Origin of the sequence: Streptomyces sp. NPDC093089, from assembly GCF_044754405.1 — a bacterium.
Taxonomy (GTDB): domain Bacteria; phylum Actinomycetota; class Actinomycetes; order Streptomycetales; family Streptomycetaceae; genus Streptomyces.
This window is the reverse complement of sequence record NZ_JBIVPA010000001.1, coordinates 140,901-167,330: the sequence shown is the minus strand read 5'-3', so window position 1 is coordinate 167,330 and position 26,430 is coordinate 140,901. Positions and strand designations below refer to the sequence as shown.

Genomic DNA, 26,430 nt, shown 5'->3' with positions numbered 1-26,430 from the left:
GATCCTGAACCGAGAGGGCCCCCGACCCTTCGGTCTTCTTGACCCGTGTTTTACGCTCCGCTTACTTCTGGCCGTAGCTTTCGGGGGGAACGCCCGTGTTCGTCATCGCCATCCTGCTGGTCATCGCCGCAGTGGTGCTCTACTTCGTCGGTCGTGCCAACGACTCCAACGGGCTGAAGTTCGGCGCCCTCGGAGCGGTCCTGGCCGGCGTCTTCTCGCTGATCGTGAGCATGACGTACGTGATCAGCGCGTACGAGGTCGGCGTGCCGGTCGCCTTCGGCAAGGTGGGCTCGCCCATGACCTCGGGCATGCACGTGAAGTCGCCGTTCACGAACGTCACGACGTTCTCGACCCGCCCGGTCGACCTCAACCTCTCCGACAAGGACGTGGTCGAGGTCCGCTCCTCCCAGGGCGGTGTCATGTACGCCGAGGTGACGGTGAAGTGGGCCGTCGTCCCGTCCAAGGCCGTCGAGCTCTACAAGCTCGCGGGCACCGAGGACGCCATCCAGCAGCGGCTCGTCTACCCGGACAGCCGAGAGATCGTCCGCAACGTCTTCGCCCGCTACTCGAGCGAGCAGGGGTACGCCTCCGACCGCGAGAAGATCAACGCCGAGATCGGTGACCTGATCAAGGAGCGCCTGGCCCCGCGCGGCATCGTCGTGACCACGGTCAACCTGCGCAACGTGAAGCCCTCGGACGCCCTCCAGGGCCAGATCGACCGCAAGATCCAGCAGCAGCAGGCCACCGAGCGGGCGATCGAGGCCTCCCGTACGGCCAAGGCCGAGGCCGACCGGCGCCGCATCGAGGCGGAGGGCATCGCCCGCGCCAACAAGATCCTCAACGACTCGCTGACCGACAAGGTCCTCATGAACCAGTGCATCGACGCCTTCAAGGAGGCCGCCGCGAAGAACGCCGTCTACGCGGTGCCCTGCGGCGACGGCACCTCGACCCCGGTGATCGTGGACGGTTCGAAGCGCTGACCGCCCGCCCGGCGGACACGTGAAAGGCCGCCCCGGTCCTCGGACCGGGGCGGCCTTCCGCGTACGGCGGGGTGCTAGCGCGAGCGCTTCGCGAGGCGCTCGACGTCGAGCAGGATCACGGCGCGGGCCTCCAGGCGCAGCCAGCCGCGCTGGGCGAAGTCGGCGAGCGCCTTGTTGACCGTCTCGCGGGAGGCGCCGACCAGCTGGGCCAGCTCCTCCTGGGTGAGGTCGTGGACGACGTGGATGCCCTCCTCCGACTGCACGCCGAAGCGGCGCGACAGGTCGAGGAGCGCGCGGGCGACACGGCCCGGGACGTCGGAGAAGACCAGGTCGGACATCTGGTCGTTGGTCTTGCGGAGCCGGCGGGCGACCGCGCGCAGCAGCGCGGTGGCGACCTCGGGGCGGGCGTTCAGCCAGGGCTGGAGGTCGCCGTGGCCGAGGCCGAGCAGCTTGACCTCGGTCAGCGCGGTGGCGGTGGCGGTGCGCGGGCCCGGGTCGAAGAGCGAGAGCTCGCCGATGAGCTCGCCGGGGCCGAGGACGGCCAGCATGTTCTCGCGCCCGTCGGGGGAGGTGCGGTGCAGCTTCACCTTGCCCTCGGTGACCACGTACAGGCGGTCACCGGGGTCGCCCTCGTGGAAGAGCGCGTCGCCACGGGCGAGCGTCGCCTCACTCATCGAGGCGCGCAGCTCGGCTGCCTGCTCGTCATCGAGCGCCGCGAAGAGCGGGGCGCGCCGCAGAACGTCGTCCACGAGTTCTCTCCTACTGTCGACCTGCTCAAAGGACCTGGGTCCCATGATGCCGGACGCACAAAACCGTGCGATCAATCACAGCAAGTTTGACCCACAGAGCTACCCGTCCGTACGTCAGGGGCCCGATTGGACTCCGATCGGCCGTGCCCGGGGCGGATGTCGGCGGTGGCCCCTAGGCTGGCCGGGTGTCCAACTCGCCGGTGAGAGCGCAGGCCAAGGGGGCTGGAAGAGTGTCGGCCGAAGGTAATTCCGCCGTGGGCGAACACGGCGTGTCGAAACGGGTGAAAGCCCCGAATCGGAAGGCGTCGAAGCCCGAGTCACGGCTTGCGATGGTCCGCAGAGCACGGAAGATCAACCGGGAACTGGCCGAGGTCTTCCCGTACGCCCATCCGGAGCTCGACTTCCGCAATCCCTTCGAGCTGCTCGTCGCCACGGTCCTCTCGGCACAGACCACCGACCTGCGGGTCAACCAGACCACCCCCGCCCTCTTCGCGAAGTACCCCACGCCCGAGGACCTCGCCGCCGCCGTGCCCGAGGAGGTCGAGGAGCTCATCCGCCCCACCGGCTTCTTCCGCGCCAAGACCAAGTCGATCATGGGGCTCGCCACCGCCCTCAGGGACGACTTCGGCGGCGAGGTCCCCGGCCGCCTCGACGACCTCGTCAAGCTCCCGGGAGTCGGCCGCAAGACCGCCTTCGTCGTCCTGGGCAACGCCTTCGGCGTCCCCGGCATCACCGTCGACACCCACTTCATGCGCCTGGCCAGGCGCTGGAAGTGGACCGATCAGGAGGACCCGGTCAAGATCGAGGCCGAGATCGCCGAGATCTTCCCGAAGAGCGAGTGGACGATGCTCTCGCACCGGGTGATCTTCCACGGCCGCCGGATCTGCCACGCCCGCAAGCCCGCCTGCGGCGCCTGCCCGATCACCCACCTCTGCCCCTCGTACGGCGAGGGCGAGACCGATCCCGAGAAGGCCAGGAAGCTGCTCAAGTACGAGATGGGCGGCCTCCCCGGCCAGCGGCTGAACCCGCCGCCCGGCTACCCCGGACGCCCGGCGCCGCCCCCCGGGGCGAGCGACTGACGCCTCCCCGGGGGTGGGGCCGCGGCCCCACCCCCGGAGCCGGGCCCCCGAACGGGGGTCACGGGAACGAACCCGTCCACCGATCGCGTTGTGAACCACGGGGGTGCCTATGACGCGCACTGACGAAGACATCCACGGGACCGGCACCGGCGGCCTGCTCAGCCGGGACGGCCTGCCCGCCTGGCTGGGCCCCGTCGACCGGGCCGCCCGCACGGTCGAGCCCGAGCAGCTGAGCCGCTTCCTGCCGCCCGCGAGCGGGGCCGGACGCCAGTCCGCCGTCCTCGTCCTCTTCGGCGAGGGCGAGCGCGGACCCGAGCTGCTCCTCATGGAGCGGTCCGGCAGCCTCCGCTCGCACGCCGGACAGCCCTCCTTCCCCGGCGGCGCCCTCGACCCCGAGGACGGCGACCCCGCCGACGGCGGACTGCTGCGCGCCGCCCTCCGCGAGGCCCGGGAGGAGACCGGCCTCGACCCCTCGGGCGTCCAGCTCTTCGGCGTACTGCCCCGGCTCTACATCCCGGTCAGCGGCTTCGTCGTCACCCCCGTCCTCGGCTGGTGGCGCACCCCCAGCCCGGTCGGGGTCGTCGACCCCGGCGAGACCGCCCGGGTCTTCACCGTGCCCGTGGCGGATCTCACGGACCCCGCGAACCGCGCGACCACCCTCCACCCGAGCGGCCACCAGGGCCCCGCGTTCCTCGTCGCATCCGCTCTGGTCTGGGGTTTTACCGCCGGAGTGATCGACCGGCTGCTCCACTTCGCCGGCTGGGAGCGCCCCTGGGACCGCACGAGACAGGTCCCGCTCGACTGGCGCTCATGACAGGCTGACCTTCGGTGCGGGTCCCGGCCTCGGTCGAGCTCGCCCCGGGCGACCGGAAACGAATCTGCGAGGCTACTGACGGTGAACGTGCTGGACATCCTGCTGCTGGTCGCCGCCGTCTGGTTCGCGGTCATCGGCTACCGCCAGGGATTCGTGGTCGGCATCCTCTCGGTGCTCGGGTTCCTCGGCGGCGGTCTCGTCGCCGTCCTGCTGCTCCCGATCCTCTGGGACCAGCTGACCGACAACAGCGAGGTGTCGACCTCGGCGACGGTCGTCTTCGTGATGATCGTCATCGTCTGCGCCTCGATCGGCCAGGCGTTCACCACCCACCTCGGCAACAAGCTGCGCCGGTTCATCACCTGGTCGCCCGCGCGCGCCCTCGACGCCACCGGCGGCGCCCTGGTCAACGTGGTCGCCATGCTCCTGGTGGCCTGGCTCATCGGCTCCGCCCTGGCCGGCACCACACTGCCCACCCTGGGCAAGGAGGTGCGCAACTCGAAGGTGCTCCTCGGCGTGTCCCGGGTGATGCCGGATCAGGCCTCCACCTGGTTCGCCAACTTCAGCTCGACGCTCGCCCGCAGCGGCTTCCCCCAGGTCTTCAGCCCGTTCGCGAACGAGCCCATCACCGAGGTCCTGCCCCCGGACCCGGCGCTCGCCCGCAGCCCCGTCGCCGAACGCGCCCAGCGCTCCATCGTCAAGGTCGTCGGCACCGCCCAGAGCTGCGGCAAGGTCCTCGAAGGCACCGGCTTCGTCTTCGCCGACCGCCGGATCATGACCAACGCCCACGTCGTCGGCGGCGTCGACGAGCCGACCGTCCAGATAGGCGGCGAGGGCAGGCTCTACGACGCCAAGGTCGTCCTCTACGACTGGCAGCGCGACATCGCCGTCCTGGACGTGCCCGACCTCAAGGCCACGCCGCTGACCTTCACCGACGAGGACGCCCGCAGCGGCGACGGCGCGATCGTCGCCGGCTTCCCGGAGAACGGCTCGTACGACGTCCGGTCGGCGCGCGTCCGGGGCCGCATCAGCCCCACCGGGCCCGACATCTACCACCGCGACCAGGTCCGCAGGGAGGTCTACTCGCTGTACACGACGGTCCGGCAGGGGAACTCCGGCGGCCCGCTCCTCACCGAGGACGGCGAGGTGTACGGCGTGATCTTCGCCCGCTCCCTCGACGACGCGAACACCGGATACGCCCTGACGGTCGACGAGATCCGCGAGGACATCGAGCGCGGCCGGACCGCCAACCAGCAGGTCGACACCCAGGCCTGCGCCCTGTAGGCCCCCAGGGGGCCTTCGGGTCAGTCGCGGGGATGCCGGAGCCGGGCCGAGACCCAGCGGGCCCGGCGGCGCAGGATGCGCGAGATCCCCACCTCTGGCACGGCGTGCGCGCGGCCCTGGTCCTGCGGGCCACCCCTCTCCCGGGAGGCCGGCCCCGTGGCCGAGCGGCGGTCGCGTGCTGTGTCACTGTAGTCGTGCGTCCAGCCCATACTCCGACCTCTGCCCGGGCCCCAAGGTCGGTAACCGCCCGGGGGCCCGCCAATTGGAGTATGCGCCGGGCACATGGCCGTTCGAGGGACATCCGTGCCCCTCCCGGAGGGTGAGGGCGCGTCAGCGGTCGGGCTCGGGGTCCTTCAACCAGTTGACGAGCTCCGTGGAGAAGGCCACCGGGTCCTCCTCGTGCGGGAAGTGCCCCAGGCCGTCGAAGAGCCGCCAGCGGTACGGCGCCTCCACGTACTCGCCCGAACCGGCGGCGCTGCGGGTCCGCATCACCGGGTCCATCGAGCCGTGCAGGTGCAGCGTCGGCACCCGCACCGGCCGCTTCATGCGCCGGTTGAACTGGATGCCGTCCGGGCGGGCCAGGGACCGCACCATCCAGCGGTACGGCTCGATCGAGCAGTGCGCCGTCGACGGGACGCACATCGCCCGCCGGTACACCTCGATCGCCTCGTCGTCGGCCGGCTTCGGCCCCGACCAGTCCTGGATCAGTTCGCCCACCAGCGCCGCGTCGTCCGCGACGAGCTGACGCTCCGGAATCCACGGCCTCTGGAAGCCCCAGATGTGCGAGCCGGCCCGCGACTGGGCGAAGTCCGACAGCATCGCCGAGCGCCAGCGGCGCGGGTGCGGCATCGAGGAGACCACCAGGCGGCGCACCAGCTTGGGCCGCATCACGGCCGCCGTCCAGGCGAGGTAGCCGCCCAGGTCGTGCCCGACGAGCGCCGCGTCGGGCTCGCCGAGGGAGCGGACGACACCGGTGATGTCGAGGGCCAGGTTGGCGGGGTCGTAACCCCGGGGCGTGCGGTCGCTGCCGCCCACCCCGCGCAGGTCCATCGCGACGGCCCGGAACCCCGCCTCGGCGAGGGCGGGCAGCTGGTGGCGCCAGGTCCACCAGAACTGCGGGAAGCCGTGCAGGAGCAGCACCAGCGGGCCGTCGCCCATCTCGGCGATGTGGAACCTGGCGCCGTTGGCCGCCACGTCGCGATGGGTCCACGGCCCGTCGAGCCGTACGGGCCCGGCGTTGCCGTTGCTGCTCTCGGGGAGGGTCATACGGACGAGCGTGCCACAGTGGGGGCCTTGTCGAGGGCCGGCCTGCGCGCCGGACGGGGGTGCGGCTTCGCGTTCTGCATGATCGCCGCCGTCTGCTTGGCGGAGGCGATGGACTTCTCCGGCGGCTTGACCTTCTTGAACTTGGCGTATGCGATCAGGCCGAGCAGCACCGCGAGCAGCACGTTGAAGGCGAAGGACAGCAGGAAGCACCAGACGAGGTTCCAGCCCCCGTTGCCGTTGTGCCCGCCGGTCCAGGTGTTGATGGCGTACGCCAGCGCGAAACTCAGCATCGGCAGCGAGAACAGCAGCACCACAGCGGCCGCGATGCCCGCCGCGCTGCCCATGGCCCCCCGCTTGACGTCCTGTCGGATCTCGGCCTTGGCCAGGGCGATCTCGTCGTGCACCAATGCGGACATCTCGGCGGTCGCCGAGGCGACCAGTTGGCCGAGGCTGCGCTCCGTGCCGTCGAACGGGTCGCTCATCGCTGCTCCCTCTCCTTCTGTCTACGGTCCGACTCAGATCATGCCGGACCGTCGGCCCGGTCGCGCGATGCCCCCGCCAGTTCGGCGCGCTCCCTGTGTTCGGCGGCCTTCTTCTCGTAGATCTCCGCCATCCGGAGGTGGTACTCCGGATTGTCCTGCTCGTAGATGTCGGGGATGCCGTCCTGGTCGTCGTCGCGCTCCTCGTCGGCGCAGATCGCCCGGTACCTCCGGACCCGCAGCTTCAGCAGGACCGAGGCGAGCACGGCGGCGACGGCCGAGCCGATCAGGACCGCGGCCTTCACCTCGTCGGTGAGGACGGCGTCCCCGGCGAAGGCGAGTTCGCCGATGAGGAGCGAGACGGTGAAGCCGATCCCGGCGAGCGTGGCGACGGCGAACACGTCCGGCCACGACAGGTCGGGGTTGAGCTCCGCACGGGTGAACCGGGCGGTGAGCCAGGTGCCGCCGAAGATGCCGACCGCCTTGCCGACGACGAGGCCGAGAACGACGCCGAGGGTGACCGGCTGGGTGAAGACGTCGCGGAGCGCGCCGCCGGAGACGCTCACGCCGGCGGAGAAGAGCGCGAAGAGGGGGACGGCGAGGCCCGCCGAGACCGGCCGCACCAGGTGCTCGATGTGCTCGCCGGGGGAGTGCTCCTCGCCTTCCCGGGGGGTGCAGCGCAGCATCAGGCCCATGGCGACGCCGGCGATGGTGGCGTGGACGCCGCTGTTGTACATCAGGCCCCAGACGACCAGGGCGAGCGGCACGTACACGTACCAGCCGCGGACGCCCTTGCGGAGCAGCAGCCAGAAGACGGCGAGGCCGGCGAAGGCGCCGCCGAGCGCGGCGAAGTTCAGGTCGCCGGTGAAGAAGATCGCGATGATCAGGATCGCGAAGAGGTCGTCGACGACGGCGAGGGTCAGCAGGAAGGCGCGCAGCGCGGACGGCAGCGAGGTGCCGATGACGGCGAGGACGGCGAGCGCGAACGCGATGTCGGTCGCGGTGGGCACGGCCCAGCCGTCCAGCGAGCCGTTGCCGAGGGTGTTGACCAGGGTGTAGACGAGGGCGGGCGCGGCCATGCCGCAGAGCGCGGCGACGACGGGCAGCGCGGCGGCCCGGGGGTCGCGCAGCTCGCCCGCGACGAGTTCGCGCTTGAGCTCGATGCCGGCGACGAAGAAGAAGACCGCGAGGAGTCCGTCGGCGGCCCAGTGCTGGATCGACAGGTCGAGGCCGAGGGCGGCCGGTCCTATGTGGAAGTTCCGCACGGACTCGTAGCTCTCGCTCAGCGGCGAGTTGGCCCAGATCAGGGCGGCGACGGCGGCGACGAGGAGCAGCACGCCGCCGACGGTCTCGGTGCGCAGGGCGTCGGTCAGGTACCGCCGCTCGGGCAGGGGGAGCAGTCCGAGGAACTTGCGGTCGGTGGGCGCAGACACGTGGGGGTCCTCCGTCGGGCAGGCAGGGCGAAGCACATGCCGACCAGACTTCCCGGCGCACCTAGGTGTTACTGACGCGTTCCTGACGCGATCTTTACCTTACCTAACGAGCGAAGGGTTGTGTCCGGCGAGATTCACTTTAGGGAGAATCATCGCTTTCGTCCCGCCGGACGGGGGTGAGGGGCGAGCCTGAGCGCCCGCCCCGGGTGCGCCCGCGCGCCTGGGGGTACCCGTCGCCTGCCCCTGGGGGGACGCGTGAGCGCCCGCCCCGAACGGTTCGGGGCGGCCGCTCACGTCGTACGGGCGCTCACGTCGTACGGGCGCTCACGTCGTACGGCCGCTGCGGCTCAGTCCTCGCTGGAGGCGTCCGGCAGCTGGGTCTGGATGAGCGACATGACCGAGGAGTCGGTCAGCGTGGTGACGTCGCCGAGCTCCCGGTTCTCCGCCACGTCGCGCAGCAGACGGCGCATGATCTTGCCCGAGCGGGTCTTCGGCAGCTCCGCCACCGGCAGGATCCGCTTCGGCTTGGCGATCGGGCCGAGCGTCGCGCCCACGTGGTTGCGCAGGTCGGCGACGAGGTTCTCGTCCTGGCTCGCGGTGCCGCGCAGGATGACGAAGGCGACGATGGCCTGGCCGGTCGTCTCGTCGGCGGCGCCGACGACGGCCGCCTCGGCGACGGACGGGTGCGACACCAGGGCCGACTCGACCTCGGTCGTCGAGATGTTGTGGCCCGAGACGAGCATGACGTCGTCGACCCGGCCGAGCAGCCAGATGTCGCCGTCGTCGTCCTTCTTGGCGCCGTCACCGGCGAAGTACTTGCCTTCGAAGCGGGACCAGTACGTGTCGATGTAGCGCTGGTCGTCGCCCCAGATGGTGCGGAGCATCGACGGCCACGGCTCGGTGAGGACCAGGTAGCCGCCGCCGCCGTTCGGGACCTCGTTCGCCTCGTCGTCCACGACGGTGGCGGAGATGCCCGGCAGCGGGCGCTGGGCGGAGCCCGGCTTGGTCTCGGTGACGCCGGGCAGCGGCGAGATCATCATCGCGCCGGTCTCGGTCTGCCACCAGGTGTCCACGATCGGGGTCTTGCCCGCGCCGATGTGCTCCCGGTACCAGACCCAGGCCTCGGGGTTGATCGGCTCGCCCACCGAGCCGAGCACGCGGAGGCTGGACAGGTCGAACTTCGCGGGGATGTCGTCTCCCCACTTCATGAAGGTGCGGATCGCGGTGGGCGCCGTGTAGAGGATGGTGACGCCGTACTTCTGCACGATCTCCCAGAACCGGCCCTGGTGCGGGGTGTCCGGGGTGCCCTCGTACATGACCTGCGTCGCGCCGTTGGCCAGCGGGCCGTAGACGATGTACGAGTGGCCGGTGACCCAGCCGATGTCGGCGGTGCACCAGTAGACGTCGGTCTCCGGCTTGAGGTCGAAGACGGCGTGGTGGGTGTACGCGGCCTGGGTGAGGTAGCCGCCGGAGGTGTGCAGGATGCCCTTCGGCTTCCCGGTGGTGCCGGAGGTGTAGAGGATGAAGAGCGGGTGCTCCGCGTCGAAGGACTCCGGGGTGTGCTCCGCGGACTGGCGGGTGACGATGTCGTCCCACCACACGTCGCGGCCCTCGGTGAAGGCGGTCTCCTGGCCCGTACGGCGGACCACGAGGACGTGCTCGACCTGCGGGCACTTGGCGACGGCCTCGTCGATGGCCGGCTTCAGGGCGCTCGGCTTGCCGCGGCGGTAGCCGCCGTCGGCGGTGACGACCACCTTGGCGTCGGCGTCCTGGATGCGGGAGGCCACGGCGTCGGCCGAGAAGCCGCCGAAGACCACCGAGTGGGCGGCGCCGAGGCGGGCGCAGGCCAGCATGGTGACGGCCGCCTCGGGGATCATCGGGAGGTAGACGGCGACCCGGTCGCCCTTGCCGACGCCCAGCTCGGTCAGGGCGTTGGCGGCCTTGGAGACCTCGTCCTTGAGCTCGGCGTAGGTGATGGCGCGGCTGTCGCCCGGCTCGCCCTCGAAGTGGATGGCGACCCGGTCGCCGTGGCCGGCCTCGACGTGCCGGTCGACGCAGTTGTACGCCACGTTCAGCTCGCCGTCCGCGAACCACTTGGCGAACGGCGGGTTCGACCAGTCGAGGGTCTCGGTCGGCTCGGTGACCCAGGTCAGACGCTTGGCCTGCTCGGCCCAGAAGCCCAGCCTGTCCACCTTGGCCTGCTCGTACGCCTCCGCCGTCACGTTGGCGTGCGCGGCCAGCTCGGCGGGCGGCGCGAAGCGGCGCTCTTCCCGGAGCAGATTGGCCAGGCTTTCGTTGCTCACGACATCTCCCTTTCCCAGGGCGTCCTCTGTACTTGTGTGTCCCGCGTCATAGCTCACCAGTCAGATGCCCGGGTGACAAGAGCCTCCAGGCAATTGGTTTAGACCTGTGAGTCGCCAGACGTGCGGTGGCCCCTTGCTCCCGAGCGGTGGGAGAAAGGGGCCACACAGTCTCACGGACGGCCGGGGCCGAAGGTTCAGGACGCGCAGTGGCGCGTTCCCGCGCCGGGGAGTGGCGCGATCCCGAGCGCCGGTTCAGGACGCCCGTGCCGCCTCCAGGTGGTCCGTCGGCAGTACCTGGGTGAAGACGTCGTCGTAGCTGTGGACCTCGTCCGCGTCGGCGAGCAGATAGGCCTGCGCCTCGCCCACGTGGAAGTACACGCCGTGCAGCGTGAGCGTCCCCTCGGCCAGCCGGCGCGCCACCGGCTCGTACGCCCGCAGGTGCTCCAGCTGCTGGACCACGTTGGTCAGGCAGAGCTGCTCGACCGCGTCGGCCGGCAGGCGCCCGGAGATCCGGGCCCAGGCGTGCCGGCGGCTCGCCATCCGCTCCAGGCTGGGCCGGCCGTGGCGCAGCCAGCGGCGGAGCGGTGTGGGCGGGTCGTCGGGGCCGCCGTTCAGCAGGGCCTGCATCGCGCCGCAGCCGGAGTGGCCGCAGACGGTGATCGAGTCGACCCGGAGCACGTCCACCGCGTACTCGATCGCCGCCGCCACCGAGTCGTCACCGCTCTCCTCGCCGGGGAGCGGCACGAGGTTGCCGACGTTGCGCACGGTGAAGAGGTCGCCGGGGCCGCTCGACGTGATCATGCTCGTGACGAGTCGGGAGTCGGCGCAGGTCAGGAAGAGCTGCGAGGGGCTCTGGCCCTCGCGGGCGAGCCGCGCGAGCTCGTCCCGGACGAGCGGGGCGGTGTTCCGCTGGAACTTGCCGATGCCGCTCGCCAGGTGCAGCCCCGTCGTCCGCTCGGGGGCGTCGCTCGCGGCCCGCTCGACCAGCTCCTCCCCGCACTGGTGGTTGTGCCAGGGCGTCCAGGGGCGGCAGCAGGAGTGCGAGGCGGAGGCGGGGCCCGGAGCGGGTTCGGCGATCCGGGCACCGGAGGGACCGGTGGTTTCGACGGTGCCGCCGTGGGCGAGGTGCCCGGCGGTCCAGTCGGTCAGCGTCTCGTAGGCCGCGTGGTCCATGAAGGAGCCGTCCAGCTCCACCACCACGTCGGAGCCGTGCGGCAGCTGGTGCAGCGCCCGGCTCAGCCGGGGGACTGCCAGGAAGGTCAACTGGCCCCGCACGCGCAGCAGCTGGCGCCCGTCCCGCTCCTCCTGCGTGATGCGGGTGCGCGCGAGCCGGTGCAGGGCCACCGCGATGGCCACGACGATGCCGAGGGCGACCCCCTCCAGGAGTCCGACGAGGACGACACCCGTCAGCGTCACCGCGTAGACCACGACCTCGCGGTGCCGGGTGACCGTACGGATGCGGGTGATGCTGACCATCTGGATGCCGACCACCATGACGAGGGCGGCGAGCGCGGGCAGCGGGATCAGGTCGAGCAGCGGCACGAGCAGCAGGGACGCGAGCACGATCCACAGGCCGTGCAGCATCGTCGAGGCCCGACTCACCGCACCCGCCGAGACGTTGGCGACGCTGCGGACCGCGACCCCGGCGATCGGGAGCCCGCCGAGGGCGCCCGAGAGCACGTTCGCCGCGCCCTGGCCGGCGAGTTCGCGGTCGAGGCGGGAACGCGGGACGCCCTGCGCGCCGCCCGGACGGCCGGCGACGAGCTTGTCGACCGCGACGGCGGAGAGCAGCGACTGCACGCTGGTGACCAGCGTGATCGTGAGCACGCCGGCCGCGATGCCGAGGACCGGGCCCTCGGGCAGTCCCGGCAGGGCGTGGCTGCTCCAGGACGGCAGGTCGACCCGGGGGACGGCGAGCCCGGCGAACGCCGCCACCGCCGTCGCCCCGGCCACCGCGACGAGCGCGGCCGGAACCTTCCGCAGGAGACGTCCGGCCCGGCCCGGCAGCCGCGGCCAGCAGAGCAGGACGGCCACGGTGAGGGCGCTGATGCCGAGCGCGGCCGGGTGGACGTGCGCCAACTGGGCGGGCAGGCCCAGGGCGTTGTCCACGGTGGAGCTCTGTGGGGTGCCGCCGAGCACGATGTGGAGCTGCGCGAGGGCGATGGTGACGCCGATGCCGGCCAGCATGCCGTGCACGATGGCGGGGGAGACGGCGAGCGCGGAACGGGCCACCCGCAGGGCGGAGAGCCCCAGTTGGGCGAGGCCCGCGAGGACGGTGATGGCGCAGGTGGTGCGCCAGCCGTACAGCTGGATGAGCTCGGCCGTCACGACGGTGAGACCGGCCGCGGGGCCGCTCACCTGGAGCGGCGAGCCGCCGAACCGGCCGGCCACGAGGCCGCCGACGGCGGCGGCGACCAGTCCGGACTGGAGCGGGGCCCCGGTGGCGAGCGCGATGCCCAGGGAGAGCGGCAGCGCGATCAGGAAGACGGCGATCGAGGCGGACAGGTCGGCGCCGGCGATGCGGAAGCGGCGTGGTCCGTCCGGCGGACTGTGGGGCCGCTGGACTCGCGGCCGGGTGGTCGTGCGGGCAGGGGGGCAGAGGGTCATGTTCCCGTCTCCTCCGGGGCAGCGCGGTCGCGGCTCGTGCGGGGTGGTGCGGCGGGGACACCGATGAGCTAACTCTTGGTAAATGAAGAGTAATGGAGAGTAAAGAGTCCGGCATTATTTTCAGGGCAAATAGGGCAATGATTCACCGGTTCCGGTGACAGAACGTGCCTATGCCGCTTGTCGTTGACGCGCTCCGGTCCCGGCGGTGCGACGTTGACGCCGCTTGTAGGGAAATCTGAGGATCCGAGGAGAGGTGCGCGGATGACAGCCGCCGGGAGAACGACCACTGTCCAGAAGAGGGCGCTCGCCACCGGCGCCCTCGCGCTGGCTCTCGCCACCGGCCTCGCCGGCTGCTCGGGCGGCTCCGGCGACACGGCCACGAAGGGCACGCCGGGCGGCAGCGGCGCCAAGAAGCCCCCCGCGGCGGCCCCGCAGGCCGCGCCCCGGCTGATCGGCGACGGCTCCACCGCCTTCACCGGTGCCCAGCCCCACCAGCCGGTCTGGCAGCGCCTCAAGCCGGGGGAGACCCCGCCGCAGTTCGTGGTCTTCTCCTGGGACGGCGCCGGCGAGGACAGCCAGAAGCTGTTCTCCCACTTCCGCGCGGTGGGCAAGAAGTACGACGCCAAGATGACGTACTTCCTCAGCGGCGTGTACCTGCTGCCCGAGGAGAAGAAGCACCTCTACGACCCGCCGCAACACGGCGTCGGCCGCTCCGACATCGGCTTCAACGACACCGAGGGCATCCGCGCCACCGTCCGCGAACTGCGCGGCGCGTGGCAGGAGGGCAACGAGGTCGGCACCCACTTCAACGGGCACTTCTGCGGCGCCGACGGCGGCGTCGGCACCTGGTCCGTCGAGGAGTGGAAGAGCGAGATCCAGCAGGCCAAGTCCTTCGTCAAGAACTGGAAGACCAACGCCGGACTGCGCTCCGAGCAGCCGCTCCCCTTCGACTACGACCAGGAGCTCGTCGGCGCCCGCACCCCCTGCCTGGAAGGCCGGACGAACTTCGTCCAGGCGGCGGCGCAGATGGGCTTCCGCTACGACACCAGCGGCGTCAACGACCAGATCTGGCCCAAGAAGGACCTGGGCCTCTGGGACCTGTCGATGCAGCTCGTACCGGTCCCCGGCCGCGCCTTCCAGACGCTCTCCATGGACTACAACTTCCTGGTCAACCAGTCCCCCGGCACGACCCAGGGCGACCCCTCCCGGCATGCCTACTGGGGCGACCAGATGCGCGACGGCCTGGTGCAGGCCTTCGAGCGCTCCTACCGGGGCAACCGGGCGCCGCTGATCATCGGCAACCACTTCGAGTCCTGGAACGGCGGCACGTACATGCGGGCCATCGAGGAGACCATCGCCACGGTCTGCGTGCAGCGGGACGTCAAGTGCGTCTCCTTCCGCCAGCTCGCCGACTGGCTCGACGCCCAGGACCCCGACGTCATCGCCAAGATGCGCACCCTCAAGGTCGGCGAGGCCCCCGCCGGCGGCTGGAAGACCTTCCTCGCCCCCCAGCCCGCGGCCCCCGCCGGCGCCCCGGCGGGAGGCGTCCCGGCGGTCCCGGCGCCCGCCGTCAAGCAGGCTGAACGGCGCTGAGCCCTTCCGACAGCACGAACCCGGGGTCGACCTGCGAAGCCAGGTCGGCCCCGGTCTTCACGTTGCCCCAGCTCTCCGCGTTGCGCAGGTGGAAGTGGACCATCTGACGGGTGTAGCGGTCCCAGTCGCGGTGGGCGTACGAGTCGTCGGCCGCGTCCTGGAGGGCCTGGAGGGCCATGCGGTTGTCCGCCTCCAGGAGCTCGAAGCGGGGCGGGCGGCCCTTCTCCATCGCGCGGACCCAGTCCGAGTGGCCGACCGTCACGAGCAGGTCCTCGCCGATCTCCTCGCGCAGGAAGTCGAGGTCGTCCCGGCCCTGCACCTTGTTCCCGACGACCTTCAGCGCGACGCCGAAGTCCCGCGCGTACTCCTTGTACTGGCGGTAGACCGAGATGCCCTTCCGGGTCGGCTCGGCGACCAGGAACGTCATGTCGAAGCGGGTGAAGAGGCCGGAGGCGAAGGAGTCCGAGCCCGCGGTCATGTCGACGACCACGTACTCGTCGGCGCCGTCGACCAGGTGGTTGAGGCAGAGTTCCACCGCCCCGACCTTCGAGTGGTAGCAGGACACTCCGAGGTCCGCCTCGGTGAAGGGGCCGGTCGCCATCAGCCGGACGTCGCCGTCGTCGAGCGGCACCGGCCGGGAGCACGCCTCGTACACCGGGTTGTCCTCGCGGACCCGCAGCAGCCGCGAACCCTCCCCGGGCGGTGTCGTCTTGATCATCGTGTCGGCGGAGACGATCCGGGGGTTGGAGCCCCGCAGGTACTCCTTGATGAGCGGCAGGTGCGCGCCCATCGCGGGCAGCGCGGCGGCCTCCGTCTCGGACAGGCCGAGCGCGGCGCCGAGGTGCTGGTTGATGTCGGCGTCGACGGCGACGACCGGGGCTTCGTTGGCGGCGAGATGGCGGATGAAGAGCGAGGACAGCGTCGTCTTGCCGCTGCCGCCCTTCCCGACGAAAGCGATCTTCATGTTCACCTAGCGTAGTGGCACGATCGCTTGCCGTGGTCAAGGAGCGTGAAGAAGACCACTCCTTCGTGGGGCGGGCCCCCGGGGCGCGTAGCCTCCTTACTTATGAGTACGCACGCCTCTGACCCCTTGGCCGCCCTCGGCTCGCTCCCGGGCGTCGCCGACGCGGTGGACTCCGTACGCAAGGCCGTCGACCGGGTCTACGGCCACCGCGTGATGCGCCGCCGCAGCAACGAGATCTCCTCCGAGGCGGCACTGCGCGGAGCACGCGGCTCGGCCGCCCTCGCCGGCGCCGACTGGGCCCTGGAAGAGGTCCGCCGGCGCAGCGACTTCAGCGCCGACCCCGAGGCCCGCACCGTCGGCGCCGCCCTGCGCCTCGGCGCCGAGGCCGGGCAGCTGCTCTCCATCTGGCGTCAGTCGCCGCTGCGCGTGCTCGCCCGGCTCCACCTGGTCGCCGCGGGCGACCCCGGCGCGTCGGTGGGGCGGCCCCGGCTGGACGGCGAGACCGTCGACGAGCCGCTGATCGAGGCGCCCGTGCCCGCCCCCGCCGAGGTCGCAGGCCGTCTCGACGGCCTCGCGGAACTGATCGTCGCGGGCGGCGACGCCCCGGCCCTGGTGACGGCCGCGGTGGTGCACGGCGAACTGCTCGCGCTGCGCCCCTTCACCTCGTACAACGGTCTGGTCGCGCGCGCGGCCGAGCGGATCGCGCTGATCGGCAGCGGCCTCGACCCGAAGGCGATCTGCCCGGCCGAGGTCGGCCACGCGGAGCAGGGGCGCGCCGCCTACGTGTCGGCGTTCGAGGGCTACCTGTCGGGCACCCCGGAGGGCGTCGGAGCCTGGATCGCCCACTGCGGGCGCTCGGTCGAACTGGGAGTCCGCGAGTCGACCGCCGTCTGCGAGGCGCTCCAGCGCGGCGCCGCCTGAGACGGCCGGGGCCGGACCCGGGGCCGTCGCCTCCGCGAACGGTCCGCGAACGGTCCGCGCCCGGCCGGGGCTCGGGGTGGGCCGGGCTCGGGGTGGGCTCGGACTCGGGTGAGGCGGCAAAAAGATTCCGGGCCCCGCGCGGGGCCCGGAACGGGTTGCGGCGGCACCAGTCCTGGTACCGCCGCTGGCACTTCCACCCAGTTACCAAGCGTCCTCGATATGTGCCCATCAGGCCGGGAACTTTGCCCGTGGCCTGGTGCGGCTGGCCCGTAATCGACGGGTCGACGTCGCGTGGGTGCCCGGTTTCGGTGCTTAGGTCCGTGGGGCCTTCATGCTCAACAGGTGATCCTCTCGGATGTCCTCGGTCTCGCGGGCCTGATTCCTTTTTACTCCTGTCCGTGAGGAAGCGAAAGTGCTGGCCTCACTTCTCTGGCGCATTGCTCAAATTCGGGCAAAGTCATCGGCGAGCCGGTGGGCGAGCGCGGCCTGCCTGCGCCGGGCGGCGTACCAGACGAGGCCGGCGCCCACCGCCGCCGCGCCCACGGCCGCCGCGGCGACGAGCGTGGGCCGGGGCGGCATCCGGAACTCGGGCAGCCGCTGCTTGAGCCGGACCGGCTTCTCGAAGGAGAGAACCGGCCATTCCCGGGCGGTGGCCTCGCGGCGGAGCGTCCGGTCGGGATTGACCGCGTACGGGTGGCCGACGGCCTCCAGCATCGGGATGTCGGTCGCCGAGTCGCTGTACGCGAAGCAGCGCGAGAGGTCGTAGCCCTCCGACTCGGCGAGCTCCCTGACCGCCTCGGCCTTCGTCGGGCCGTATGCGTAGTACTCGACCTCGCCGGTGAAGCAGCCGTCGTCGCCGACCACCATCCGGGTGGCGACGACACGGTCCGCCCCGAGCATCTCGCCGATCGGCTCGACCACCTCGGCTCCGGACGTCGACACGATGACGACGTCCCGGCCCGCGGCGTGGTGCTCCTCGATGAGGGAGGCGGCCTCGTCGTAGATGATCGGGTCGATCAGGTCGTGAAGGGTCTCGGCGACGAGCTCCTTCACCTGGGCGACGTTCCAGCCTTTGCAGAGCGCGGAAAGGTATTCGCGCATCCGCTCCATCTGGTCGTGATCGGCCCCGCCCGCCAGGAAGACGAACTGGATGTACGCCGTCCGCAGGGCGGCGCGGCGGCTGATCAGTCCGCCTCGGTAGAAGGACTTGCTGAAGGTCAGCGTCGATGACTTCGCAATGACCGTCTTGTCCAGGTCAAAGAAGGCGGCTGTGCGCGGCAAGGAGTGGTTTTCCACAAGGCTGAGCATAGGTGCCCGCCATTCGGCGTACGCTGGGGCGCGTGGGTTTGCCTGAGAAGGCTCTCGGGTACACCATGGAAGTCACGGATCGTTCGCGACCGTGCTAACCCGGTCCGGCTCCTCCCCCCCCGAGTCGGCCGGAAAGACGACCCCCGCTCTCCCCCCCGGCGGGGGTCGTCGCATGTCCGGAGCCGTTTCGGTCCCGTGGGACATGGCCTGCTCCCTTCTCTCCGGCCTTCGGCCGCCCGTCCGTGCGCGGCTCGCCGGACGCTCGATTCATCACCCACAGTAACCGGCGGGATGCGTTCCGGGGAGTCCTCCGAGGGGTGGCGAAGTTATTCACAGGGCTTCGGTTATCCCCAGTTTCTAGGTGACTTCCGCACGATTTCCCCGAGGGCCCCACGGTGATTCCCGACGCGAAGTTCGCGGACGGCAGGAATCACGAGAGGGGCGTGCCGTGGAGGCATCCAGGACGGGTACGGAATCGCGCCGGACGGAGTCGACGGCTCCGGACGAACCGCGCCGTGCCGGGCCGCTGATCGTCACCGAGGACCTCGGGCTGCTCGACGACCTCCTCCGGCTGTGCGCCGCGGCCGGCGTCGAGCCCGAGGTGCACCACGGCGTGCCGGAGCGGCGCGCGAGCTGGACCGAACCGCCGCTCGTGCTCGTCGGCGACGACGCGGCGGCCCGCTGCCGGGGCGCCGAGCGACGGCCGGGAACCCTCCTCGTCGGCCGCGACCGGGACGACCCGGGGGTGTGGCGACTGGCCGTCGAGATCGGCGCGGAGAGCGTGCTGCGACTGCCGGACGCCGAGGGCCTCCTCGTCGACCGGATCGCCGACGCGGCGGAGGGAGCCGGCCGGCAGGCGCTGACCGTCGGGGTCGTCGGCGGCCGCGGCGGCGCCGGCGCCTCCACCCTGGCGTGCGGCCTCGCGCTCGCCGCCGCGCGCACCGGGCGGCGCACCCTGCTCGTCGACGGGGACCCGCTGGGCGGAGGGCTCGACGTACTGCTCGGCGGCGAACGCGAGGAGGGCAGACGCTGGCCCGACTTCGCCGCCTCGAAGGGCCGCCTGGCCGGCGGCGCCCTGGAGGAGTCCCTGCCGTCGGTGCGGGGGGTCCGGGTGCTCAGCTGGGGCAGGGAGCCCGCCGCGCCGGTGCCGCCCGAGGCGGTGCGGTCCGTGCTCGGCGCTGCGCGCCGCCGGGGCGGGGTCGTCGTGGTCGACCTGCCGCGGGCGACCGACGGGGCGGCGGCCGAGGCGCTCGCCCAGCTCGACCTCGGCCTGCTCGTCGTACCGGGCGAGCTGCGGGCCGTCGCGGCCGCCCACCGGGTCGCCACCACCCTCGGCACGGCCGTCCGCGACGTGCGGGCCGTGGTCCGCGGACCCTACGCGGCCGGACTCGACGAGCGGTGGGTCGCCGACGCGCTGCGGCTGCCGCTCGCCGGTGAACTCCCCTACGACCCGGGGATCGTGACGGACCAGGACGCGGGAGTGCCGCCGGGCGCCGAACCCCGCGGGCCGCTCGGACGGTTCTGCGGCGCGTTCTGGGAGCGCGCGCTCGCCCCGGGCGGTGCCGCATGACCGGCACGTGGCCCGGCGGCGGGGGCGGCGGCGCGGGGCTCCTCGACGCCGTACGGCAGCGGCTCGCGGCGAGCGGCGCCGAACCCACCCCGGCGCGGGTCGCCGCCGCGCTGAGGGCGCAGGGCCGACTGCTCGGCGACACGGAAGTCCTCGGCGCGGCCGAGGCACTGAGGTGCGAACTGATCGGCACCGGACCGCTGGAGCCGCTGCTCGCCGACCCGGCGGTCACCGACGTCCTGGTCTCGGCGCCCGACCGGGTCTGGGTGGACCGCGGCGCCGGGCTCGAACGGGCCCCGGTGGCCTTCCCCGACGCCACCGCCGTCCGCAGGCTCGCGCAACGGCTCGCGGCGGTGGCCGGGCGCCGACTCGACGACGCCCGCCCCTGGGTGGACGCGCGGCTCCCCGACGGCACCCGGATGCACGCGGTGCTGCCGCCGGTGGCGGTCGGCTCGACCTGCCTGTCGCTGCGGGTGGTGCGCCCGCGCGCCTTCTCGCTCGACGAGCTCGCCGCGGCGGCCACGGTGCCGCCGGGCGGCGCCCCGGTCCTCCGGGCCCTCATCGACGCGCGCGTGTCGTACCTCGTCAGCGGCGGCACGGGGACCGGGAAGACCACGCTGCTCGCTTCCCTGCTCGGCCTGGTGGGGGAGCGGGAGCGGATCGTGCTCGCCGAGGACTCGGCGGAGCTGCGACCGGACCACCCGCACGTGGTCCGCCTCGAGGCACGGCCCGCCAACCAGGAGGGCGCCGGACTCGTCACCCTGCGGGACCTGGTCCGCCAGGCCCTGCGGATGCGGCCCGACCGGCTCGTCGTCGGCGAGGTCAGGGGCGGCGAGGCAGTGGACCTCCTCGCTGCCCTCAACACGGGCCACGACGGAGGCTGCGGCACGCTCCACGCCAACACGGCGGCGGCCGTACCGGCCCGCCTCGAAGCCCTCGGAACGGCGGCCGGGCTCGACCGGGCCGCCCTCCACAGCCAACTGGGCGCCGGACTCTCCGCGGTCCTCCACCTCGTACGGGACCGGGACGGACGGCGGCGGATCGCCGAGGTCCACGTCCTGGAGCGCGACCGGGACGGCCTCGTCCGCACGGTTCCCGCGCTGCGGTGGAGCGCCTCCGGCTTCGAACGGGAGCAGGGCTGGGAGCGGCTGAGGGCCCTGATCGGAGAGGGGTCGTGATGACGGGGCGAGCGGTGCTCGCACAGGACTCGGCACAAGGCGCGGCGGTGCTCTGCGCGGTCCTCGCCCTGTGGTGGGCGGTCGAACGGCGGCGCGGCCTGGGCCGGGCGCGGGCGCTGCTCCCGGCCGGCGCTTCCGGCAGCCGTGAAGTCCGGTCCGGCGCCGGGGCGGCGTGGCCGGAGATGGCCGCGCGGTGGTGGGCCGTGCTGCGGGGGCGGCGCGCCTGGCTGTGCCTGCCGGCGGCCGGAGTGCTCGCACTGCTCGGGGAGTCGCCGGTGCCGCTGGTACTGGGAGCGGTCGCCGTGCCGGTGGTGGAGCGGCGTCTGCGGGCCGCCGGACGCAGGAGGGAACGCGAGGCGCGGGCCGAGCGGGTGGTGGCCCTGTGCGCGGCCGTCGTCGGCGAACTGAGGGCCGGGTGGCAGCCGGCGCAGGCGCTGGCCTTCGCCGCCCGGGAGACGGGCGCGCTCGACCGCGAGGAGGCGGGCGTGCTCGCGGCGGCCCGGTTCGGCGGCGACGTGCCGGAGGCACTCCGCAGGGCTGCCCGGCAGGACGGCGCCGACGGTCTCGCCGGCATGGCTGCCTGCTGGCAGGTGGCCGTCGACGGCGGCGCCGGCCTGGCCGCGGGCCTCGACCGCCTGGAGGCGGCCCTGCGCGACCACCGCGAGCAGCGGGAGCGACTGCGGGCCGAACTGGCCGGCGCCTGGGCGACGGTGGTGGTACTCGCCCTGCTCCCGGCCGCCGGCCTCGCCCTCGGCGCCGCACTGGGCGCCCACCCGCTCCGGGTCCTCCTGCACACGCCCGCGGGCCTCGGCTGCCTGGTCGTGGGCGGGGCCCTGGAAACGACCGGCCTGTGGTGGGCCGCCCGGATCGTCAAGGGAGGGGAACGGCCGTGACCCTGAACGCACTTCAGACGTCGGCGCTCCTGACCCTCGTCGTGTACGGGGCCGCGAAGATCCTCTGGGCGCTGCTGGTGCTCGGGCGGCGGGTGCGGACGCAGCGACGGAGACTGCGAGACCTGTTCCCGGAGCCCGCGCCGCCCACCCGCACGGTCCGGGCCGGGCCTCCGCCGTGGCTGGCGCACGGGACGGCGACGCTCGTGGCCGTCGGTCTCGGCTGGGCGCTCTTCGGCGCGGTCGGCGGTCTGTGCGCGGGCGTCCTGGTGGCCGCCGGCCTGCGACAGGGGGCCGCGCGGCGCGCGTCCTCCCCCGCCGACATCGAGGAGGCGAACCGTCACCTTCCGCTCGCCGCCGACCTGTTGGCGGCCTGCGCCGCCTCCGGCGCCGGGCCCGGCGAGGCGGCGGAGGCCGTGGGCCGGTCACTGGGCGGACCGCTCGGCGAGCGCCTGACCCGCACGGCGGCCGAGCTGCGCCTCGGCGGTGAACCGGCCGAGGTGTGGCGGAGGTTCGGCGCGATACCGGGCGCCTCGGGACTGGCCCGCTGCATGGAACGGGCCGGCTCCTCGGGAGCGCCCGCGGCGGAGGCCGTCGCCCGGCACGCGACCGCCCTCCGCGCGGCCCGCGCCCGCACGGCGGCGACCCGGGCCCGCCGGGCCCAGGTCCTGATCAGCGCCCCCGTGGGGCTCTGCTTCCTGCCCGCCTTCCTCGCGGTGGGAGTGGCCCCGGTGGTGATCGGACTGGCGACGGGACTGCTCGACGGATGACGGGACCAGGGCATGGCACGACAGCGGCGGAACACGACGACCACGACAGGCGGGACAGGCATGGCAAGCACGGCAGGCAGGGCGAGCACGGCAGGCAGGACGAGCACGGCACGTGCGGCAGGTAAGGCAGGCACCGCAGTCAGGACGAACACGGCACGTGCGGCAGGTACGGCAGGACGGGGCGAGGAGGCAGGTATGGCGGTCAAGGTGGCAGGGGCGGCAGCAGGTGTGGTGGGCAAGGTGGCGGTGTCGGTGAGCGGGTGGTGGCGGGCCCGGCGGGCCGCGGCGCGCCGCGACGCCGGGATGACCACGTCCGAGTACGCGGTGGGGACGATCGCGGCCGCGGCGTTCGCCGCCGTGCTCTACAAGATCGTGACCAGTGGCACGGTCTCCGGAGCGTTGGAATCGGTGATCGGGAAGGCCCTCGATGCGCCGTTCTGACCGGGGCTTCGCGACCGTGGAGGCGGCGATGGTCCTGCCGGTGCTCGCGCTGCTCACCGTGACCCTGCTCTGGGCGCTCGCCGCCGCGGCGGCGCAGATCCGGTGCGTGGACGCGGCACGGGCGGGGGCGCGGGCGGCGGCCCGCTCCGAACCGCTCGCCTCCGCCGAGGCGGCGGCCCGCGCCGCCGCGCCCGAGGGCGCCCGGGTGGCGGTGACGCGCTCCGGAGAGCTGTGGCGGGTGACGGTGGACGCGGAGGCCCCCGGGCCCCGGGGCATGGGCCTCACCCTGCACGCGGACGCGGCGGCCCTCGCGGAGGACGCGGCTGCCGTCGGAGGGCCGCCGTGACGGCGGGCCGTCGGCAGCCGGGCCGTGATCGGGGCGCGGCGACCGTCTGGGTGGCGTTCGCGGCGTGTGCGCTGTGCGTGGTGTTCGGGTCGGTGCTGGCGCTCGGGCAGGCCGTGGCAGCCAGGCACCGGGCGGGCGGGGCGGCCGATCTGGCCGCCCTGGCCGCCGCGGACCGGGCGCTCTGGGGCGAGGGAGAGGCGTGTGCCGCCGCGTCCCGGGTGGCGGCCGCGCAGGGTGCCGAGCTGGCGGTGTGCGCGCTGCGGGGCGAGGTCGCCGAGGTGACCGCCCGGGTCGTACGCGGCCCGTACCGGCCGGAGGTCAGCTCGCGGGCGGGACCGGCGGAGGAGGCTCCTCCGCCGGCGGCGTCGCCCGGGGCTCCCCTTCCGGGGGAGAGGCCGACGGCGTGGCCTCCGGAGCTTCCGGGGGAGAGGCCACTGGTGGGGCTTCCGGAGCTTCCGGTGGGGGCTCTGAAGCTTCCGCCGGGGAGACCGCCGGAGGGGTCTCCCGGCCGTCCGCCGGGGAGACCGCCGGAAGGGTCTCCCGGCCATCCGGTGGAGAGACCGACGGCGGGGCTTCCGGGGCTTCCCTCAGGAGTTCCGTGAGGAGGCGTACGGCGCCGCGCTTGTGGAGCGGGTCGTTGCCGTTGCCGCACTTGGGGGACTGGATGCAGGAGGGGCAGCCCGCCTCGCACTCGCAGGAGGCGATGGCCTCTCGGGTGGCGGTCAGCCAGGCGCGGGCCGTGTGGAAGGCGCGCTCGGCGAAGCCCGCACCGCCAGGGTGGCCGTCGTACACGAAGACGGTGGGCAGCAGCGTGTCGGGGTGGAGCGGGACGGAGACGCCGCCGATGTCCCAGCGGTCGCAGGTCGCGAAGAGCGGCAGCATGCCGATGGAGGCGTGCTCGGCGGCGTGCAGGGCGCCGCCGAGGATCTCCGGGTCGATCCGGGCGGCGTCGAGCTGGTCCTCGGTGACCGTCCACCACACGGCCCGGGTGCGCAGGGTGCGGGGCGGCAGGTCGAGCTTGGTCTCGCCGAGGACCTCGCCCGTGATCAGCCGGCGGCGCAGGAAGGAGACGACCTGGTTGGTGACCTCCACGGAGCCGTAGCAGAGGCGGCTGGCTCCCCAGGGGATCTCGGTGTCGGTTTCGAGGACGGCGATGGAGGTGGTGTCGCGGGCGGTGGTGGAGTACGGCGGGGCGGCCTCCTCGACGAGGGCCACGGAGTCCTCGAGGTCGAGCTCCCGCACCAGGTAGGTGCGGCCCTGGTGGAGGTGGACGGCGCCCTCGTGGACGGCCGTGTGGGAGGCGGCCTCGTCGACCGTGCCGAGCAGTCGGCCGGTGCCGGACTCGACGATCCGGACGGGGCTTCCGCCGCCGCCCCGGATGTCGGTGAGGTCGGCGGCCCGCTCGCGGCGGGTCCAGTACCAGCCGGTGGCGCGGCGGCGCAGCAGCCCGGCCCCCTCCAGCTGGGGCAGCAGGTCGGGGACGGCCGGTCCGAAGAGCGTCAGGTCGGTTTCGGTCAGCGGGAGTTCGGCGGCGGCGGCGCAGAGATGGGGGGCGAGGACGTAGGGGTTGTCGGGGTCGAGGACGGTCGACTCGACCGGCTGGTCGAAGATCGCCTCCGGGTGGTGGACGAGGAAGGTGTCCAGCGGGTCGTCGCGGGCGACCAGGACGGCGAGGGCGCCCTCGCCGGAGCGGCCGGCGCGGCCGGCCTGCTGCCACAGGGAGGCCCGGGTGCCCGGATAGCCGGCGATCACGACCGCGTCGAGGCCGGAGACGTCCACGCCCAGCTCCAGGGCGGTCGTGGCGGCCAGGCCGAGGAGCTCGCCGGAGTGCAGGGCCTGCTCCAGGGCACGCCGCTCCTCGGGGAGGTAGCCGCCCCGGTAGGCGGCGACCCGGTGGGCCAGGGCGCGGTCGGTCTCGGCCAGCCGTTCCTGGGCGATCACCGAGATCAGCTCGGCGCCGCGCCGGGAGCGCACGAAGGCGACCGAGCGGACGCCCTGGCGGGTCAGGTCGGTGAGCAGGTCCGCGGTCTCCGCGGTGGCGGTGCGCCGCACCGGGGCGCCGCGCTCGCCGTGCAGCTCGGTCAGCGGCGGCTCCCACAGGGCGAAGACCAGCTCGCCGCGCGGGGAGGCGTCGTCGGAGACCTCGGTGACCGGCAGGCCGGTGAGGCGACCGGCCGCCAGGGCGGGGTCGGCGGAGGTGGCGGAGGCGAGGAGGAAGACCGGTTCGGAGCCGTACCGGGCGCAGATCCGGCGCAGGCGGCGCAGCACCTGGGCGACGTGGGAGCCGAAGACGCCGCGGTAGGTGTGGCACTCGTCGATCACGACGTAGCGCAGGGCGCGCAGGAAGGAGGACCACCTGGGGTGGGAGGGGAGTACGCCCCGGTGCAGCATGTCGGGGTTGGTCAGCACGTAGTTCGCGTACTGGCGGACCCACTCGCGTTCCTCGACCGGCGTGTCGCCGTCGTAGACGGCGGGGCGGATCCGGTTGCCGAGCGGGGCGGCCAGCGCCCGCACGGCGCGCCGCTGGTCGGCGGCGAGGGCCTTGGTGGGCGAGAGGTACAGGGCGGTGGCCCCGCGCCCGTTGGCGGCCTCGGAGCCGTCCAGGAGGGTGGTGAGGACCGGGGCGAGGTAGGCGAGCGACTTGCCCGAGGCGGTGCCCGTGGCGATCACCACGGATTCGCCGTCCAGGGCGTGCTCGGCGGCCGTCGCCTGGTGTTCCCACGGATGGTCGATCCCGGCCGCCTGGATCGCCGCGATCACCTCCGGGCGGATCCGGTGCGGCCAGACGGCATGACGGCCCTCCCGGGCGGGCATGTGCTCCGTATGGGTGATGCGCGAAGACCGGCTCTCGCCTGCGGCGAGCCGGTCGAGGACCACGCCGGGGGAGGGGCGACTGCCCGTGTCCCCGGCCGGTCGACTGGGGCGCTGATTCTTGGCCATCGGCACCGAGTGTGTCACTGCCATGACGGACAATGCTTCCAAGGCGTCGTGCATGGCTGCTGGTAAGTGATTGAATGCCATCGCGGCTGGCGATCAGTTCCCTGGCTCCGCCCGGGAGGCCCGAGGGGGCGATCGCCCGATAGCAAGGTGCTGGAGGATCCGTGGACCTGTCCCTGTCGACTCGCAATGTGTCCGGCGCTGGTGGCGACCGTACGGTCGTCGAGGTCGGTGGCGAGATTGATGTGTATACCGCGCCCAAGCTGCGCGAGCAGTTGGTCGAGTTGGTGAACGACGGCAGCTATCACCTGGTCGTCGACATGGAGGGCGTGGACTTCCTCGACTCCACCGGCCTCGGTGTGCTCGTCGGCGGCCTGAAGCGCGTGCGCGCGCACGAGGGCTCGCTGCGCCTCGTCTGCAACCAGGAGCGCATTCTCAAGATTTTCCGGATCACGGGCCTCACCAAGGTGTTCCCGATCCACACCTCGGTCGACGAGGCCGTCAACGCCGTCGACTGAGCCCAG

The 26,430-nt window shown here is 72.9% G+C and carries 23 protein-coding genes and 1 pseudogene; 14 read left to right on the top strand and 10 right to left on the bottom strand.

What is annotated here, in order from left to right:
• Nucleotides 1-95: 95 nt before the first annotated feature.
• Nucleotides 96-980 carry a prohibitin family protein gene (locus ACIQFX_RS00735; protein WP_402457230.1) on the top strand — a complete coding sequence of 295 codons (885 nt, stop codon included), beginning with the start codon at nucleotides 96-98 and terminating at the stop codon, nucleotides 978-980.
• Nucleotides 981-1,054: 74 nt separating this feature from the next.
• Here ACIQFX_RS00735 and ACIQFX_RS00730 read toward each other — a convergent pair whose 3' ends face one another.
• The gene (locus ACIQFX_RS00730) at nucleotides 1,055-1,729 is read right to left on the bottom strand and encodes a Crp/Fnr family transcriptional regulator (protein WP_015034542.1); all 675 of its coding nucleotides are present in this window, start codon (nucleotides 1,727-1,729) and stop codon (nucleotides 1,055-1,057) included.
• A gap of 230 nt (nucleotides 1,730-1,959) precedes the next feature.
• Between ACIQFX_RS00730 and nth the strand changes: the two genes are divergently transcribed.
• From nth to ACIQFX_RS00715, 3 genes are all read left to right on the top strand, one after another.
• Nucleotides 1,960-2,808, top strand: a complete 849-nt coding sequence (gene nth / locus ACIQFX_RS00725; protein WP_402457227.1) for an endonuclease III — start codon at nucleotides 1,960-1,962, stop codon at nucleotides 2,806-2,808.
• 109 nt (nucleotides 2,809-2,917) lie between these two features.
• Complete coding sequence (locus ACIQFX_RS00720; protein WP_402457223.1) at nucleotides 2,918-3,622, top strand: NUDIX hydrolase; 705 nt, start codon at nucleotides 2,918-2,920, stop codon at nucleotides 3,620-3,622.
• An 81-nt stretch (nucleotides 3,623-3,703) separates the two neighbouring features.
• Complete coding sequence (locus ACIQFX_RS00715) at nucleotides 3,704-4,903, top strand: MarP family serine protease (RefSeq protein WP_402457220.1); 1,200 nt, start codon at nucleotides 3,704-3,706, stop codon at nucleotides 4,901-4,903.
• A gap of 20 nt (nucleotides 4,904-4,923) precedes the next feature.
• Here ACIQFX_RS00715 and ACIQFX_RS00710 read toward each other — a convergent pair whose 3' ends face one another.
• From ACIQFX_RS00710 to ACIQFX_RS00685, 6 genes are all read right to left on the bottom strand, one after another.
• Nucleotides 4,924-5,112: a hypothetical protein gene (locus tag ACIQFX_RS00710; RefSeq protein ID WP_384897798.1), complete on the bottom strand. Its 189-nt coding sequence runs from the start codon at nucleotides 5,110-5,112 to the stop codon at nucleotides 4,924-4,926.
• Between the two features lie 121 nt (nucleotides 5,113-5,233).
• Nucleotides 5,234-6,169: an alpha/beta fold hydrolase gene (locus tag ACIQFX_RS00705; RefSeq protein WP_402457215.1), complete on the bottom strand. Its 936-nt coding sequence runs from the start codon at nucleotides 6,167-6,169 to the stop codon at nucleotides 5,234-5,236.
• Entirely contained in the window at nucleotides 6,166-6,651 is a 486-nt protein-coding gene (locus ACIQFX_RS00700) for a phage holin family protein (RefSeq protein WP_402457212.1), read from the bottom strand. Before ACIQFX_RS00700 ends, ACIQFX_RS00705 begins: the two co-directional genes overlap by 4 nt.
• Before the next feature lie 38 nt (nucleotides 6,652-6,689).
• Nucleotides 6,690-8,081: a Na+/H+ antiporter NhaA gene (gene nhaA, locus ACIQFX_RS00695; RefSeq protein WP_402457209.1), complete on the bottom strand. Its 1,392-nt coding sequence runs from the start codon at nucleotides 8,079-8,081 to the stop codon at nucleotides 6,690-6,692.
• 347 nt (nucleotides 8,082-8,428) lie between these two features.
• Nucleotides 8,429-10,384, bottom strand: a complete 1,956-nt coding sequence (gene acs / locus ACIQFX_RS00690) for an acetate--CoA ligase (RefSeq protein ID WP_402457206.1) — start codon at nucleotides 10,382-10,384, stop codon at nucleotides 8,429-8,431.
• A 252-nt stretch (nucleotides 10,385-10,636) separates the two neighbouring features.
• Entirely contained in the window at nucleotides 10,637-12,991 is a 2,355-nt protein-coding gene (locus ACIQFX_RS00685; RefSeq protein WP_402457202.1) for a SulP family inorganic anion transporter, read from the bottom strand.
• A 261-nt stretch (nucleotides 12,992-13,252) separates the two neighbouring features.
• Here ACIQFX_RS00685 and ACIQFX_RS00680 point away from each other — a divergent pair, with 261 nt between their 5' ends.
• Complete coding sequence (locus tag ACIQFX_RS00680) at nucleotides 13,253-14,584, top strand: hypothetical protein (RefSeq protein WP_402457199.1); 1,332 nt, start codon at nucleotides 13,253-13,255, stop codon at nucleotides 14,582-14,584.
• Here the strand turns inward: ACIQFX_RS00680 and ACIQFX_RS00675 are convergent.
• Nucleotides 14,562-15,548, bottom strand: coding sequence for an ATP-binding protein (locus ACIQFX_RS00675; RefSeq protein ID WP_402457196.1), 987 nt, complete (start codon nucleotides 15,546-15,548; stop codon nucleotides 14,562-14,564). The two genes, ACIQFX_RS00680 and ACIQFX_RS00675, sit on opposite strands and share 23 nt — an antisense overlap.
• Before the next feature lie 102 nt (nucleotides 15,549-15,650).
• Here ACIQFX_RS00675 and ACIQFX_RS00670 point away from each other — a divergent pair, with 102 nt between their 5' ends.
• Nucleotides 15,651-16,469 (top strand): oxidoreductase, encoded by an 819-nt coding sequence (locus ACIQFX_RS00670; protein WP_402457193.1) that lies wholly within the window; start codon nucleotides 15,651-15,653, stop codon nucleotides 16,467-16,469.
• A gap of 441 nt (nucleotides 16,470-16,910) precedes the next feature.
• On the opposite strand, the gene ACIQFX_RS00665 is transcribed toward ACIQFX_RS00670, so the two are convergent.
• Nucleotides 16,911-17,777 (bottom strand): HAD family hydrolase, encoded by an 867-nt coding sequence (locus tag ACIQFX_RS00665; RefSeq protein WP_402457190.1) that lies wholly within the window; start codon nucleotides 17,775-17,777, stop codon nucleotides 16,911-16,913.
• Between the two features lie 448 nt (nucleotides 17,778-18,225).
• Between ACIQFX_RS00665 and ssd the strand changes: the two genes are divergently transcribed.
• The 7 genes and pseudogenes from ssd to ACIQFX_RS00630 all read left to right on the top strand — a co-directional run.
• Nucleotides 18,226-19,347, top strand: a complete 1,122-nt coding sequence (ssd, locus tag ACIQFX_RS00660) for a septum site-determining protein Ssd (protein WP_402457187.1) — start codon at nucleotides 18,226-18,228, stop codon at nucleotides 19,345-19,347.
• The gene (locus tag ACIQFX_RS00655; RefSeq protein WP_402457184.1) at nucleotides 19,344-20,522 is read left to right on the top strand and encodes a TadA family conjugal transfer-associated ATPase; all 1,179 of its coding nucleotides are present in this window, start codon (nucleotides 19,344-19,346) and stop codon (nucleotides 20,520-20,522) included. Before ssd ends, ACIQFX_RS00655 begins: the two co-directional genes overlap by 4 nt.
• Complete coding sequence (locus ACIQFX_RS00650) at nucleotides 20,522-21,415, top strand: type II secretion system F family protein (RefSeq protein WP_402457181.1); 894 nt, start codon at nucleotides 20,522-20,524, stop codon at nucleotides 21,413-21,415. The genes ACIQFX_RS00655 and ACIQFX_RS00650 overlap by 1 nt, the downstream gene beginning before the upstream one ends.
• A complete protein-coding gene (locus ACIQFX_RS00645) occupies nucleotides 21,412-22,182 on the top strand; it encodes a type II secretion system F family protein (protein WP_402457178.1) in 771 nt (256 codons plus the stop codon). Before ACIQFX_RS00650 ends, ACIQFX_RS00645 begins: the two co-directional genes overlap by 4 nt.
• Before the next feature lie 195 nt (nucleotides 22,183-22,377).
• Complete coding sequence (locus ACIQFX_RS00640; protein WP_402457175.1) at nucleotides 22,378-22,623, top strand: DUF4244 domain-containing protein; 246 nt, start codon at nucleotides 22,378-22,380, stop codon at nucleotides 22,621-22,623.
• The gene (locus tag ACIQFX_RS00635; RefSeq protein ID WP_402457171.1) at nucleotides 22,610-22,969 is read left to right on the top strand and encodes a TadE family type IV pilus minor pilin; all 360 of its coding nucleotides are present in this window, start codon (nucleotides 22,610-22,612) and stop codon (nucleotides 22,967-22,969) included. Before ACIQFX_RS00640 ends, ACIQFX_RS00635 begins: the two co-directional genes overlap by 14 nt.
• Nucleotides 22,855-23,247: pseudogene (locus ACIQFX_RS00630) on the top strand (Rv3654c family TadE-like protein); the annotation flags it as partial. The gene ACIQFX_RS00635 and the pseudogene ACIQFX_RS00630, both read left to right, overlap by 115 nt.
• A gap of 40 nt (nucleotides 23,248-23,287) precedes the next feature.
• Here the strand turns inward: ACIQFX_RS00630 and ACIQFX_RS00625 are convergent.
• Nucleotides 23,288-25,990, bottom strand: coding sequence for a DEAD/DEAH box helicase (locus ACIQFX_RS00625; RefSeq protein WP_402457168.1), 2,703 nt, complete (start codon nucleotides 25,988-25,990; stop codon nucleotides 23,288-23,290).
• 80 nt (nucleotides 25,991-26,070) lie between these two features.
• Between ACIQFX_RS00625 and ACIQFX_RS00620 the strand changes: the two genes are divergently transcribed.
• A complete protein-coding gene (locus tag ACIQFX_RS00620; RefSeq protein ID WP_015034520.1) occupies nucleotides 26,071-26,424 on the top strand; it encodes an STAS domain-containing protein in 354 nt (117 codons plus the stop codon).
• Nucleotides 26,425-26,430 lie beyond the last annotated feature (6 nt).

What these genes read in the sequence shown, in the direction of transcription:
- ACIQFX_RS00720 (WP_402457223.1), top strand. Translation starts at nt 2,918, where the DNA reads ATGACGCGCACTGACGAAGACATCCACGGGACCGGCACCGGCGGCCTG.
- ACIQFX_RS00710 (WP_384897798.1), bottom strand. Translation starts at nt 5,112, where the DNA reads ATGGGCTGGACGCACGACTACAGTGACACAGCACGCGACCGCCGCTCG.
- ACIQFX_RS00705 (WP_402457215.1), bottom strand. Translation starts at nt 6,169, where the DNA reads ATGACCCTCCCCGAGAGCAGCAACGGCAACGCCGGGCCCGTACGGCTC.
- ACIQFX_RS00700 (WP_402457212.1), bottom strand. Translation starts at nt 6,651, where the DNA reads ATGAGCGACCCGTTCGACGGCACGGAGCGCAGCCTCGGCCAACTGGTC.
- ACIQFX_RS00685 (WP_402457202.1), bottom strand. Translation starts at nt 12,991, where the DNA reads ATGACCCTCTGCCCCCCTGCCCGCACGACCACCCGGCCGCGAGTCCAG.
- ACIQFX_RS00680 (WP_402457199.1), top strand. Translation starts at nt 13,253, where the DNA reads ATGACAGCCGCCGGGAGAACGACCACTGTCCAGAAGAGGGCGCTCGCC.
- ACIQFX_RS00675 (WP_402457196.1), bottom strand. Translation starts at nt 15,548, where the DNA reads ATGAAGATCGCTTTCGTCGGGAAGGGCGGCAGCGGCAAGACGACGCTG.
- ACIQFX_RS00670 (WP_402457193.1), top strand. Translation starts at nt 15,651, where the DNA reads ATGAGTACGCACGCCTCTGACCCCTTGGCCGCCCTCGGCTCGCTCCCG.
- ACIQFX_RS00665 (WP_402457190.1), bottom strand. Translation starts at nt 17,777, where the DNA reads ATGCTCAGCCTTGTGGAAAACCACTCCTTGCCGCGCACAGCCGCCTTC.
- ACIQFX_RS00655 (WP_402457184.1), top strand. Translation starts at nt 19,344, where the DNA reads ATGACCGGCACGTGGCCCGGCGGCGGGGGCGGCGGCGCGGGGCTCCTC.
- ACIQFX_RS00650 (WP_402457181.1), top strand. Translation starts at nt 20,522, where the DNA reads ATGACGGGGCGAGCGGTGCTCGCACAGGACTCGGCACAAGGCGCGGCG.
- ACIQFX_RS00640 (WP_402457175.1), top strand. Translation starts at nt 22,378, where the DNA reads ATGGCGGTCAAGGTGGCAGGGGCGGCAGCAGGTGTGGTGGGCAAGGTG.
- ACIQFX_RS00635 (WP_402457171.1), top strand. Translation starts at nt 22,610, where the DNA reads ATGCGCCGTTCTGACCGGGGCTTCGCGACCGTGGAGGCGGCGATGGTC.
- ACIQFX_RS00625 (WP_402457168.1), bottom strand. Translation starts at nt 25,990, where the DNA reads ATGGCATTCAATCACTTACCAGCAGCCATGCACGACGCCTTGGAAGCA.